This window comes from Campylobacter bilis, assembly GCF_016806695.1.
GTDB lineage: Bacteria > Campylobacterota > Campylobacteria > Campylobacterales > Campylobacteraceae > Campylobacter_D > Campylobacter_D bilis.
On sequence record NZ_WUED01000005.1, the window covers coordinates 101,192 to 114,276 of the forward strand.

Below are 13,085 nucleotides of genomic sequence, written 5' to 3' on the forward strand. Positions count from 1 at the left end.
AAATATTTTTCTTGATTTTATCAAAAAGCATTTTAACTTATCTTTAAGAAAAAATAAAAGCTTAATACTATTTTGTCTTAAATAAATCTTTTATATATTGTTTTCTTTGTTCTTCTAAACTAGAATTAAAATCTTGTTCTTTTTTATCAATTTGAATAAGCTTATCTTGATCTTTAAAATATATATAATCAAGCCCAAAAACAATAGCTATTATAACAAGCAAAGGGATTAAAAATACCATAAAACCCGCTTAAGAAAATCGGTTAAAAATACTACCATAATAAAAAATATCCTTAGCATCTTCATTTTTTTCTATAGTTTGCATTGCTTTACTGTGGGTAGCCTTTTGTATATCTTCTTCTAGATTCTGGTAAGAAAAGACCATGTTAATGCTAATAATATTGGGCAATTTTTCAAGCATTTTATAAGAATTTAATTCCTCTTCTAAATTTTCACTTTCAATAACAACTACTATTTTTCCTTTTTCACAAAGCTCTACTGAACACAAAGGAAGCTTTATGATGGCTTGCTTTAAATCCTGCATGTGCTCTTCTTTTGCTAAAATCAAAACACTAGAAAGATTATTCATCAATACTCCTAAACATTATACTCTGACCAAAACCTGAAAAAACAAAGTCTTTATAATTTAAAAAAACAATAAATTCCACCATCAAATTCTTATTATCAAAAACCTTAAGACTCTTAAAAGTGTTCGTATCAAAAACTTCACAAATTCCAGCTTCATTGTCACTATAAATAGCTAAATTACCACTAGGATCTAAGGCACAAGCATAAATTAAAAAATCTTTTTGCAAGAAATTTTGCCTTCCATCTTTTATCAAAACTATACGCCTATCTGTTCCACAGCTTAAAATAGTATTATTTTTAAAATCCACTTGATAGATATTATCTTTATGCATTTTATCATAGTTTTTAAGTATTTTCCAATTTTTTAAATCAAAAAGCTCCACTTCTCCACTTTCAAAACCCGCAAGCAATTTGCTTCTATCCTCACTTAATACCGCATCATTAAGACTAGAATGAGAAAAACTAAATTCTTTTATATAAAATAAGTTTTTATCCACTGATTTAATTTCAGATCCCATAGAGACTAAAAGATAGGTATTTTTATCTATAAAAAATGCTTTAATTATACCATTATCTTTGAGTTTGTTAATTTGCAACTCATTATTATAAAAACTTAAATTTTTTGTCCCAAAATCACCTTCGCTTAGTACTAAAAGCGTATTTTCAAAAATATCAATACTATAAATCTTGCTAAAATCCTCTCCATAATAATTTTTAATTTTGGCTAAAGATAAAAGTTTTTTTAAATTTTTATTTTGTATATGATATTTTAAAACTTCGCCTTTATCTGTGCCTATATATAAATTTTGCTCATGAAATTTTAAGGCCGTCACATTAGAATTTAATTTTAACTCATAAGCAAAAGATAAAATATATAAAAAACTTAAAATAAAAAAAATCTTTTTCATTATTTATTTAACGCCTTCATTAATGACATCAATTAAATTAGAATGATTTTTTAATTGTTCGTTTTTAAATTCAGGTTTAAAACTATTTCCCACTAAAGGCTTAGCATCACTTTGTGGAACATGACATTGTGTGCAATTAAAGCGCGTATCGCTGATTTTATCACCCGTGCTTTTATTCTGTCTAAAATCATAATAATGACTTGGAGGAAGTGGAGTTGCACCCATGCTTGCTGCTAGGGCTTTATCATGACAGCTTAAACAGGTATTATTCTCTCTAGTAATAGGCAAAAAATCTTCAATAGCATGCGGTATGAGTGGGGGTGCATTCTCATAAGCACGATCAAAACGGGTAGATTCTCCAGGCTGTAATTTTGTAAAATTAGCCTCAAGTAAATTTACCTTATTTTCATTCTCTAAACTTGCTTTTCTAAGTCCAATTTGCTCTGAACTTAGTCCATTAGCTATTCCATAAACCATTGCAGCACTTAATAATAAAATCGCTTTCTTTTTCATCTTTTCTTCCTTAAATCAAATATATTAAAATTCAAAGCATCATCATTGCAAACTTCTATGCATCTTGCACACCTTATACATTCTCCTGATTTAACACTAGCACTTTGTTTGCCAATCATCCATAAAACCTGTTTTTCAGGACAAACAAGCATGCATTTATAACATTGGGTGCATTTATGGCTATCATGTTTTATCTTCAATAAAGCAAAACGAGAAATAAAAGCATAAAAAGCCCCTAAAGGACAAAAATGCGAACAAATCGCCCTAGGACTTAAAAAAGTATCAATACAAAAAAGCATAAAAGCTACAAAAAGCCAAGAACTAGTAGCAAAAATAATCCCCCTATGAATCACTCCTATATAAGAAAAGCTTTCAAATACAGGTAAAGATAATACAAAAGAAAGGATTAAAACCCCAAGTAAAACAAAATAGCGTAAATTCCTAGGCAAAATAAAAACTTTATTCTTTAAAGCCAATAAGGTTCTTATAAAAGCGGCAAAATCAGTGATTAAATTCACAGGGCATACCCAAGAGCAAAAAGCCCTTCCTAAAAAACACCCATAGATAAAAAACACAATCAAAGCCCCAATTAAAGCTACAAAATCAACACTCCAACTTGCCAAAACAATTTGTAAAAACGCAAAAGGATCGCTTAAGGGCACAGTATTAAAAAGCTTAGAAGCACTTAAATTACCTTTTAAAATAAAATCCGTAGTTTCAAAATTAAAAAGAGTTAAAATTCCAATTTGAACCATGCGTCTAGCGATTAAATACCTCATCATAATTCCTCATCATTTAAATAATCTGTGATTTTTTTAGCATCAAAATGCTTAGAAGTATCCAAGTCCTTTATGCGTGCTTCATCTTTTTTATCCCAACCTTTAACATAATAAGATCCTGCCTTGCCTAAAACATACTCCCTTGGTAAAACGCGAATAGCAGGCTTTTGAGTAATGCAAGCAAGTTCACAAAGACCACACCCTACACACACTTCATGATCCACACTAGGTAATAAAAAGGCATGTTTAGCACTACGCTGATTGCGCTTAAGATCAAGCTTTAAAGCTCTATCTATCAAAGGACAAGCCCTATAACAAGCATCACACTGAATCCCCCAATGTGCCACACAAGAAGCACTATCAACAATAGCAATACCCATTTTTAAAGACTCTATTCCTTGTTCTAAATGCCTTTTATCTAAAGCATCGCTAGGACACTCCTTAATACAAGGCATATCTTCACAAAGATAACAAGGAATTTCCCTTGCCTTAAAATAAGGCGTACCATTTTTAGCACTATCAAATAAACTAGCAAGCTTTAAAGTATCATAAGGGCAAGCTTTCACGCACAATCCACAGCGAATACATCGGCTTAAAAATCTTTCCTTATCTTCAGCCCCAGGTGGACGTAAAACATAGCTATCATCAGCCTTTAAAATAAAGCTAACAAAAACCCCAGCTCCTGTACAAAGGCATAAAGTTTTAAAAACACTAGCAAAAAACTCTCTTCTGTTTTTCATTATTAAGCCTTATAGCTAAGCCTTATAAATTTTTACTGCACATTTTTTAAAATCAGTTTGTTTTGATAAAGGACAGGTCGCATCTAAAGTCACTTTATTAATATAAACATTTTCATCAAACCATGGCACATAAACAAGTCCTACAGGCGGTTTATTCCTTCCGCGCATATCTATTCTTGCTTTGACTTTTCCCCGGCGTGATTGTATCCATACTAAATCCCCTTGTACTAAACCTAAATTTTGTGCATCCTTTTCATGCATATAGCAAAGTGCTTCAGGCACCGCACGGTAAAGCTCAGGCACGCGCATAGTCATAGTCCCACTATGCCAATGCTCTAAAACCCTTCCTGTAGCAAGCCAAAAAGGATATTCCTCATTAGGTCTTTCAGGGGCTTTCATAAACGGTCTGAAAAAAATTTTTGCTTTGTTTTTAATACTGTGTTCTTTTTCTTCCCTAGGTTCTATTAAATCACCCTTTAAAAGCATTTTATTAAAATCTCCATAGAAAGCAAAATCAGAATCAGGGGCTGATTTTTTAGCATAATAATCAAATTTAGTATTAAACCTCCATTGAGTTTCTTTACCATTAACCACAGGCCATCTTAAACCTCTTACCTTATGATAAGTATCAAAATCAGCCAAATCATGCCCATGTCCTAAACCAAATTTACGATACTCTTCCCAAAGATATTTTTGGATAAAAAATCCATAGCCTTGAAATTCCTTTCCATCACTGCCTATAATTTTTCTTTCATCACCCTTAACATCTGTGTTATCAAAACCCTTAGCAATAGCATCATTAGCATGAAAACTTTTTGCTTCTTTATTTGCAAACAACACATCAAAAAGCGTATCATCCTCACTATAACCCATAGCCTTAGCTTCTTTTAAAACATTTGGTAAAATAAGCTCATCGTCTACTTTTTGCTCTTTCCACACTTCTTTAAGTTTAAAACGCTTTGCAAATTCTAAAATTTGCCAAGTATCACTCATTGCTGCTCCTACAGGCAAGACTTGCTGTCTCCAATGCTGCGTTCTTCTTTCAGCATTGCCATAAGAACCCCATTTTTCATAAATCATAGCACTTGGTAAAATAAGATCAGCCACCTTAGCCGAAATTCCAGGATAGCAATCACTCACAACGATAAAATTATCCTTATATCTGGCTGCATTGATCCAGTGATTAGCATTAGCAGTGTTTTGCCATGGATTATTAACTTGTACCCAAACAAATTTAATCTTTCCATCTTCTAAATCTCTCATGATATTAAGATAAGGCGATCCTGGTTTTGGATTGATAGTTTTTGCAGGTATTTTCCAAATTTTTTCTGAAATTTCTCTGTGCTTTGGATTTGCAACAACCATATCTGCAGGCAAACGGTGTGAAAAAGTCCCCACTTCCCTAGCTGTTCCACAAGCACTAGGCTGACCTGTTAAAGAAAAGGCTCCATTACCAGGCTTAGCTTGCTTTCCAAGTAAAAAATGCACCATATAAGCTTGTTCATTTACCCATGAACCTCGCGTATGTTGATTAAACCCCATAGTCCAAAAACTCACCACTTTACGATCTTTTTCAATATATAAATTTGCTAATGTTTGAAGTTTTTTCTTAAAATCTTCTAAAGACTCATTCTCATCGCCTTTAGCGACTTTGGCTGTATATTCTAAAGTATAAGGATCTAGTGCTTTTTTAAATTCTTCAAAGGAAATTTCCCAATTTAAATCTGCAAGATTTTGATGCTTCATTTCTAATTTATCCCCCATCTTAAGTCCAAGATAGGCAAGAGATAAAGCTTCTTCTTCATCTAAAATGATAGAATTTTCTTTCTCTACTGTATCTTTTTCACTTTGTTTAAATGAAGGATGATTAGCATTATTTCTCATACCATAGCCAATATCAGCATAACCTGTTGCAAATACACAGTGTTCTTTGATAAATTTTTCATCCATAGCCTCAGGATGATTATAGACTATCTCTCTTGCTATATAATTCCAAATGGCTAAGTCTGTATTAGGCTTAAAAATAATCTCTTCATCAGCAATATTTGAAGTTCTATTAGAAAAAGTACTTAAATTGATAATTTTAACCTTATCAAGATTGCTTAATTTTCTATCACTTACCCTTGACCAAAGTATAGGATGCATTTCAGCCATATTTGCTCCCCAAGTGATAATAGTATCAGTAAGCTCAATATCATCATAACATCCTGATGGCTCATCACTCCCAAAAGTTTGCATAAAACCAACAACAGCAGAAGCCATACAATGCCTTGCATTAGGATCAATATTATTTGTTCTAAAACCTGCCTTTGCAAGCTTTAAAGCCGCATAACCTTCTTGAATAGTGTATTGGCCACTAGCAAAGATTCCTACCCCTTTAACGCCTAAGTCATTATAAGCTTTTTTAAATTGTTTTTCCATTTCATCAAAGGCTCTTTGCCAAGAAACTTGCTGGAATTTACCCTGTTTATCAAACTCACCTTTATCATTCATACGTAATAAAGGCATAACAAGGCGATCTTCTCCATACATTATCTTAGCATTAAAATACCCTTTAATACAATTAAGCCCACGGTTTACAGGTGCTGCGGGATCGCCTTTTATAGCTACAATCTTGCCTTCTTTTTTAGCCACCATAATCCCGCATCCTGTCCCGCAAAACCTACAAACAGCCTTATCCCATTTCCACTCTTCTTGTGCCCCAAGCATAGTGTTTGGCATGCTCAATCCTGCAACACTAGCAGCACTAGCAATAGCAGTATTTTTAATAAAATCCCTTCTATTCATCTTTTCCTCCAAGATAAAAAATCATTTCATTATAAATAATAAAAAATAAAAATATCTTGAAATTTTTTAACTTAAAAAATAATTTTAAAGCTCTATATTATAGGAGTTTTATTGTCCTTTTTTTATTCATCATGACATAATATTGTAAAAAAGATTAATAAAGAGGTTTTATATATAAATAAGCAGATTTTAAAAATTACAAACAATGAAATAAAGCCCTTTATAGGGCCTTTAATCAATGACAACCACAACCGCCACCGCAGCAACTTGTTCCACCAGCTAAAAAAGCATCAAGCTTAGCAATATCTGGCATTTGAGTGATCTCATCTACAAGTTCTTTATAGACTATTTTACCTTCTTTAATCACAAATACAGCACGAGCTAAAAGTCCTTCTAAAGCACCTTCAGCGATCAACACTCCATATTTCTCACCAAATTCTTTAGAAACAAAATCACTAGCAACACTTAAATTTTCTATACCTTCTGTAGTACAAAATCTACCCATAGCAAAAGGTAAATCCATACTTACAACAATAACTTCAGCATTTTGATAGCTTGCTACTTTTTTATTAAATTCTCTTGCTTCATTAGCACAAACTGGTGTGTCTAAACTAGGAACGCTTAAAACAATTTGCGTTTTACCCGCAGCACCAATTTCAATTGTGCTTAAATCTTTAGTCTTAAGTACTATTTTAGGCGCATCGTGTCCAAGTTCTAATGAAGTACCTTTAAGCTTGAGAGGACTTCCTTTAAAATTTACTGAATCCATTTTATTTCCTTTTAGTCATAATTTAAACATTATCATAATTTAATGTTCAAGATTAATTATATCTTATAAATATTAATTATTTTATTATTTTATTTTTTTGTTTTTTATCAAATTATACGAGAATTTTAGATATCTTTTAGCTCTTAATATAATGAGTATTTACAAAAGAATAAAATTATTTTATATTTAATGTTTTATTTTTTAAATATTTTAAAAATTTATTTATATTAACAATACCTTTATCTTTGGATGCGAAATTATTTTTAAAAACTCTTTAAGCTTATTTACAAAACCCTGCTTCTATAAGAAAACAAGAAGGCTCAAAAGAACTTTTTTTATTCTTATCATATTTAGCATAACTAAGATAAAGTATATTTTTTGCCCTAGTAACCGCAACATAAAAAAGTCTTCTTTCTTCTTCTAAACTTCCACCCATACTCATAAGCTTTTGATTAGGAAAGCGTCCTTGCACCAAATCTATAATAAAAACAAGTTCAAATTCTAAGCCTTTACTTGCATGCACACTTAATAAATTCACCCCTTTGCCGCTACTCATTTCATTAGCACCCAAAGTAAGAAAATTATAATATTTATGGATATCACCATAATGCTGTGCTAATTCTTTTAAAACATTAAATTTAGTTTGTATTTTATCTAAATTTTCATTTTTCCTTAATAAATCAACCTGCCCTGCTTTATTTGTCGCTCTTTTAATAGCAAGTTCTTCACAAATTTCTTTATAAAAAGAATTTTCACAAATCAAACAAATCAAAGCTAAAGAATGCTTTGATTTTATGGCTTTTTTAAGAAAAAAATAAATTTTCTCTAAATTTTTAGCACACAGTTCATTGATTTTTGAAAGTTTTAAAATAGGATGAGCATGAAATTCACTCTCAAAGTGAAAGCGATTTTCATTGGCTAATTCTTCTAAATCTGCAAAAAGTCCAAGTTGATAATTTCTTTTTTGATGATTTTGTAAATTCACGCTTTTATCAGGATCTAAAAAGCCTTTTATCAAGCTTCCATGCCCTAGTTTTAAAAGCGCATCAAAAATTTCTTTTGCCAAAACACCTCCAACACCTTTAGTATACTGAACCAAATGGATAAAAGCCATAATATCTTTAGGATTAACAACAAGAGCAAGCATAGCACTAAAGGCTTTTACTTCCAAACTTTCAAAAAAACTTCCGCCTCCTTTTCTCACACTTGCAATGCCCTGTTCTCTTAATGCCACTTCAACACCATCTGCACTAGAATTATTGCGAAAAATCACAGCAATTTCTTCTAGTTTCACCCCGCTTGTAAGTATCATTTTAGCTATATTTTGATATTGATCAAATAATTCTTCAAAAACAAGTAAAGAAGGTACTTTAAAATCATCATTTCTAGTAACAATAAGTTCTTTAGGATACAATCTTTCATTATTTAAAATAACTTTATTAGCTAAAGCTAAAATACTTTTTGATGAACGATAATTTTTATTTAAAGAAAAAATTTGCGCATCTTTAAAGCGTTCTTTAAACCCTCCAATAATATTAATATCTGCTCCATTAAAAGCATAAATGCTTTGATCATAATCTCCCACGCAAAACAAACTTTTACTATCAAAAGCTTCGATTAAAGAACTTTGCAAAGTATTTGTATCTTGATATTCATCCACTAAGATCTCATCAAATTCATATTGCTGATCTTTTAAAAGTTCTTTAAGATAAATAAGCAAATCATTAAAATCTAAATAATTAAAACGTTTTTTTTCATTATCATATTCTTTTAAAATATCTTCATAAATTTCAGCATAAACACTTTGTTCTTGATAATTTTGACAAAACCAAGTATAAAAATCTTGCTCATAAGCTTTGTTTTGAAACAAAGAATAAAGATCATATAAATAGCTAGATTGATAAGGCTTAATATCGCTTAAATGCATAAAAGTTCTTTTCTCATACACGCTTTTTAATAAAGTTTTAAGCTCACTTGCCTGCTTTAAAACAATATCTTTATTTGCATTCTTAAGCAAAGTATAAGCCATACTATGAAAAGTGCCTGCAAGTATTTTACTAGTAATATTTTTATCAAAAAACCTTCCCAAACGCCTTATCATTTCTTTGCTAGCTTTATTAGTAAAAGTAAGAAGCATGATTTTTCTAGGATCAACACCCTGATTTAAAAGATAAGAAATCCTTGCGACAATAGTAGAAGTTTTACCTGTCCCTGCACTTGCAATTATAAGATTATGTCCAAAATTCGCAGTAGCAGCCAGATATTGCTCTTTATTTAAATGTGAAAATGGCATTTTTTTCCTTAAAAAAGCCAAATTATAGAAAAAAATTGCTTAAAAATATAAAAATTTAAAATTACTTTATATTAGATTATAGTATAATAAAAAATATTTTATATTTTATGCTAAGGGATAACAATGAATTTTAAAATTTTTGCTATTATTTTTGGTGCTTTAATTAGCGTGGTTGCAATACTTGGAGGCACTTATTTTTATCTTTTTGAATATTCCAAGCCAAAAAATTATACCTCAAACACTCATGATTATTTTGAACAAAAATCCTATACTCATAATGATAATATTGCAAATAAAATCCATAATAATTCCTCATATGATTTAAACACTAGCAAAGAAATCATACCACCAAAACAAGATCAAAATCCTATTAATGACACAATGGCAAATAATCAAATTCAAGAAAACCTACACAAAGACCACAATACAAGCAATCAAAACCAAGAAAATCCAGATACAACAAAAGCAAATCTAATAAACAACCAAACTGAAAAAGAAATTCATAAAAACCCAAAAACTTTGGAAAAAAAACAAACTCAAAACAAACAAGTAAAACAAAATAAAAAGCTAAGTGCAGCCCAAGAATACCTAACTATAGGGAAAAATAGTCGTCTAGAGCCAAAGCTTAGCACAAAAAATATGAAAGTTTATATTTTAGATGGGAAATTTCTTAGTCAATACAGAATCAATCTTTTAAAAAATATGCTAAGCACTATACAAGATCGGTCTAAAGACTATTATTTAAGTGTCTTTGTCAAAATGCTACCAAAAGGCGAAATGAAACTCAATATTTATAATAAAGACATTATTTTTTCAAACATGAAAAAAGCTTATAAATATATAAATTTAGAACAATTAAGGGCTTATTTAGATAATCCAGAAGAATTAAACCGACACGTAGCACGTGAGGAAATTTTAAAAAGGCTAAGACTTCAAATTAAAAAAGATGGCATAGGAAGTGAATTTTCTAAACACATAAAAAGCTTAAAAACAGGGCTTGATACAGCACAATACTTTTTTCCATTTTGCGAAATTATAGAAATCACTTCTGTTTAAGAATAAGAATTTTTAAATAAAACAATTTAAAGAAATCCAATGTATGATAAAAATTTAGAAAAAGAATATTATCAAATTTGCGAAGAACGAGGATATTTCGAAATTGACGGAAATAAAAACTTGCAAGAAAAAGATAAAAATTTCTGCATCATGATGCCCCCGCCTAATGTTACAGGGGTATTACATATAGGACATGCTTTAACCTTTACCTTGCAAGATATTATCACTCGTTATAAAAGAATGGATGGTTATAAAGTACTTTACCAACCAGGACTTGATCATGCTGGTATTGCCACGCAAAATGTCGTAGAAAAACAACTTCTAGCTCAAGGTATCAAAAAAGAAGAATTAGGAAGGGAAAAATTCATAGAAGAAGTTTGGAAATGGAAAGAACAAAGCGGTGGGAAAATTTTAGACCAGATGAAAACGCTAGGCATCACTCCTGCATGGAGTCGTTTGCGTTTTACTATGGATGAAGGTTTAGCTAATGCGGTAAAAAAAGCCTTTGTTGATCTGTATGATAAAAAACTCATCATACAAGCAAATTATATGATAAATTGGTGCACTCATGATGGCGCTTTAAGCGATATAGAAGTAGAATACAAGGAAAATAAAGGCAAGCTTTATTATATTAAATATTTTTTAAAAGACAGTGATGAATTTTTGGTTGTAGCTACAACACGCCCTGAGACCTTTTTTGGCGACAGTGCCATCATGGTACATCCTGATGATGATCGCTATGCTCACTTTATAGGCAAAGAAGTTCTTTTACCTATAAGCAATAAAGCCATTAAAATCATAGCCGATAAACACGTAGAAAAAGAATTTGGAACAGGGGTTGTAAAAGTCACTCCTGCACATGATATGAATGATTATGAAGTAGGCCTTAGGCATGATTTAGAATTTATTAATGTCTTTGATGAAAAAGGCATTTTAAATGAAGCTTGTTTGGAATTTCAAGGTTTAGAACGCTTAGAGGCAAGAGAGAAAATTGTAGCTAAACTAGAAGAATTAGGTTTTATAGAAAAAATAGAAGAATACCATCATCAAGTAGGATATTGCTATCGTTGTAATAATATTGTAGAACCTTATATATCTAAACAATGGTTTGTAAAAAAAGAAATCGCTAAAGAAAGCATAAAAAAAGTCGCGCAAGATCAAAGCAAATTTTATCCTCATCATTGGATCAATAGTTTTAATGCATGGATGAAAGATTTAAAAGATTGGTGTATTTCAAGACAATTATGGTGGGGGCATCAAATTCCTGTTTATTATTGCGAATGCTCTCATGAATGGGCGAGTGAACACACACCAAAAGCTTGCCCAAAATGTCAAAGTCAAAATTTCAAACAAGATCAAAATGTATTAGACACTTGGTTTTCATCGGGCCTTTGGGCTATGAGTACCTTAGGATGGGGAAATGAAAATTGGGGTAAAAATAAAATTTGGTTTGAAAATGATTTAAAAGAATTTTATCCTAATTCTTTATTAATCACTGGTTTTGATATTTTGTTTTTTTGGGTAGCAAGGATGATGTTTCAAAGCACTAATGCCTTAAATGAACTTCCTTTTAAACACATCTATTTACACGCTCTTGTCAAAGACGAACAAGGCAGAAAAATGAGTAAAAGCCTTGGAAATGTCATTGATCCTAATCAAAGCATTAAAGAATACAGTGCAGATATTTTACGTTTTAGTTTAGCTTTACTTTGTATACAAGGACGCGATATTAAACTTAGCAATGATAAGTTATTGCAAGTAAGAAATTTCACAAACAAAATTTACAATGCGGCAAATTACCTACTTTTAAATGAAAATCAATTTGAAAATTTAGAAAATATTCAACTCCAATCAGAACTTGCAAAATATATTTATCTCCGCTTTCAAACCTGTGTTAAAGACCTCAGGGACAATTTAGATAATTATCGTTTTAATGATGCAGCAAATACACTTTATAAGTTTTTTTGGGATGATTTTTGTGATTGGGGTATAGAACTTAGCAAGGCTGAAAAATCAAGCATTAAAGAACTAGGAAGCATTTTTAAAGAAGCTTTAAAACTTCTTAGTCCTTTTATGCCTTTTATTAGTGAGTATTTATACCATAAATTAAGTGCTACAACACTCCAAACTAGTCCATCTATAATGATAAGCAAATATCCAAAATTCATTCCACAAGATAAAAATATAGAAAAAATCTTTTCTTTACTCGTAGAAAGTATCATCAGTATACGTCGTGCTAAAAGCTTAATTGATCTAGGAAATTCTAAAATACAAAAAGCTTACATCAAATTATCTGATATAAAAATGCAAAACACATTAAAATCTTATATGCATTTTATCACAATGCTTGCTAAATGCGAACAAATAGAATTTAGCGAAGAAAAACTGCCAAAAGCAATATGCGATGTCAGTGAAAATTTAGAAATTTTCATCACACTTGAAAATGTAGATTTAAAGGGTATTTTAACAAGACTTGAAAATCAAAAAAACAAACTTGAAAAAGAAAGTGCTAAACTTAATTGCATGCTTTCAAACGAAAAATTTATTGCCAATGCACCTAAAGATGTAGTCGAACAAAACAAAAATGCTTTAGCAAATTTAAAAATTCAACTTGAAAAAATATCCATTGAACTTGAAAATTTAAGAGGTTAA

11 protein-coding genes are annotated in these 13,085 nt (G+C 30.7%); 2 read left to right on the top strand and 9 right to left on the bottom strand.

Annotation, left to right across the window (positions count from 1 at the left end; all coding sequences use genetic code 11):
* Positions 1-67 precede the first annotated feature (67 nt).
* From GRQ01_RS03590 to GRQ01_RS03630, 9 genes are all read right to left on the bottom strand, one after another.
* Complete coding sequence (locus GRQ01_RS03590; RefSeq protein WP_193699215.1) at positions 68-241, bottom strand: hypothetical protein; 174 nt, start codon at positions 239-241, stop codon at positions 68-70.
* A gap of 9 nt (positions 242-250) precedes the next feature.
* A complete protein-coding gene (locus GRQ01_RS03595; protein WP_158334470.1) occupies positions 251-589 on the bottom strand; it encodes a chaperone NapD in 339 nt (112 codons plus the stop codon).
* Entirely contained in the window at positions 582-1,496 is a 915-nt protein-coding gene (locus tag GRQ01_RS03600) for a WD40 repeat domain-containing protein (RefSeq protein ID WP_158334471.1), read from the bottom strand. Before GRQ01_RS03600 ends, GRQ01_RS03595 begins: the two co-directional genes overlap by 8 nt.
* A 3-nt stretch (positions 1,497-1,499) precedes the next feature.
* A complete protein-coding gene (locus GRQ01_RS03605) occupies positions 1,500-2,009 on the bottom strand; it encodes a nitrate reductase cytochrome c-type subunit (RefSeq protein WP_158334472.1) in 510 nt (169 codons plus the stop codon).
* Positions 2,006-2,791, bottom strand: coding sequence for a quinol dehydrogenase ferredoxin subunit NapH (gene napH, locus GRQ01_RS03610; protein ID WP_158334473.1), 786 nt, complete (start codon positions 2,789-2,791; stop codon positions 2,006-2,008). The genes GRQ01_RS03605 and napH overlap by 4 nt, the downstream gene beginning before the upstream one ends.
* Positions 2,788-3,528, bottom strand: coding sequence for a ferredoxin-type protein NapG (gene napG, locus GRQ01_RS03615; RefSeq protein WP_158334474.1), 741 nt, complete (start codon positions 3,526-3,528; stop codon positions 2,788-2,790). The genes napH and napG overlap by 4 nt, the downstream gene beginning before the upstream one ends.
* Before the next feature lie 15 nt (positions 3,529-3,543).
* On the bottom strand, positions 3,544-6,315 hold the full coding sequence (gene napA / locus GRQ01_RS03620) for a periplasmic nitrate reductase subunit alpha (protein ID WP_158334475.1): 2,772 nt from the start codon (positions 6,313-6,315) through the stop codon (positions 3,544-3,546).
* Positions 6,316-6,550: 235 nt separating this feature from the next.
* Positions 6,551-7,084: a thiol peroxidase gene (gene tpx / locus GRQ01_RS03625; protein ID WP_158334476.1), complete on the bottom strand. Its 534-nt coding sequence runs from the start codon at positions 7,082-7,084 to the stop codon at positions 6,551-6,553.
* Positions 7,085-7,364: 280 nt separating this feature from the next.
* Complete coding sequence (locus GRQ01_RS03630) at positions 7,365-9,377, bottom strand: ATP-dependent helicase (protein ID WP_158334477.1); 2,013 nt, start codon at positions 9,375-9,377, stop codon at positions 7,365-7,367.
* Positions 9,378-9,500: 123 nt separating this feature from the next.
* On the opposite strand from GRQ01_RS03630, the gene GRQ01_RS03635 reads away from it, so the two are divergent.
* A complete protein-coding gene (locus tag GRQ01_RS03635) occupies positions 9,501-10,433 on the top strand; it encodes a hypothetical protein (RefSeq protein ID WP_158334478.1) in 933 nt (310 codons plus the stop codon).
* A gap of 39 nt (positions 10,434-10,472) precedes the next feature.
* Positions 10,473-13,085: a valine--tRNA ligase gene (locus GRQ01_RS03640; RefSeq protein ID WP_158334479.1), complete on the top strand. Its 2,613-nt coding sequence runs from the start codon at positions 10,473-10,475 to the stop codon at positions 13,083-13,085.

What these genes read in the sequence shown, in the direction of transcription:
- napG (WP_158334474.1), bottom strand. Translation starts at nt 3,528, where the DNA reads ATGAAAAACAGAAGAGAGTTTTTTGCTAGTGTTTTTAAAACTTTATGC.
- tpx (WP_158334476.1), bottom strand. Translation starts at nt 7,084, where the DNA reads ATGGATTCAGTAAATTTTAAAGGAAGTCCTCTCAAGCTTAAAGGTACT.
- GRQ01_RS03635 (WP_158334478.1), top strand. Translation starts at nt 9,501, where the DNA reads ATGAATTTTAAAATTTTTGCTATTATTTTTGGTGCTTTAATTAGCGTG.
- GRQ01_RS03590 (WP_193699215.1), bottom strand. Translation starts at nt 241, where the DNA reads ATGGTATTTTTAATCCCTTTGCTTGTTATAATAGCTATTGTTTTTGGG.
- GRQ01_RS03605 (WP_158334472.1), bottom strand. Translation starts at nt 2,009, where the DNA reads ATGAAAAAGAAAGCGATTTTATTATTAAGTGCTGCAATGGTTTATGGA.
- GRQ01_RS03600 (WP_158334471.1), bottom strand. Translation starts at nt 1,496, where the DNA reads ATGAAAAAGATTTTTTTTATTTTAAGTTTTTTATATATTTTATCTTTT.
- GRQ01_RS03640 (WP_158334479.1), top strand. Translation starts at nt 10,473, where the DNA reads ATGTATGATAAAAATTTAGAAAAAGAATATTATCAAATTTGCGAAGAA.
- napH (WP_158334473.1), bottom strand. Translation starts at nt 2,791, where the DNA reads ATGATGAGGTATTTAATCGCTAGACGCATGGTTCAAATTGGAATTTTA.
- napA (WP_158334475.1), bottom strand. Translation starts at nt 6,315, where the DNA reads ATGAATAGAAGGGATTTTATTAAAAATACTGCTATTGCTAGTGCTGCT.
- GRQ01_RS03595 (WP_158334470.1), bottom strand. Translation starts at nt 589, where the DNA reads ATGAATAATCTTTCTAGTGTTTTGATTTTAGCAAAAGAAGAGCACATG.
- GRQ01_RS03630 (WP_158334477.1), bottom strand. Translation starts at nt 9,377, where the DNA reads ATGCCATTTTCACATTTAAATAAAGAGCAATATCTGGCTGCTACTGCG.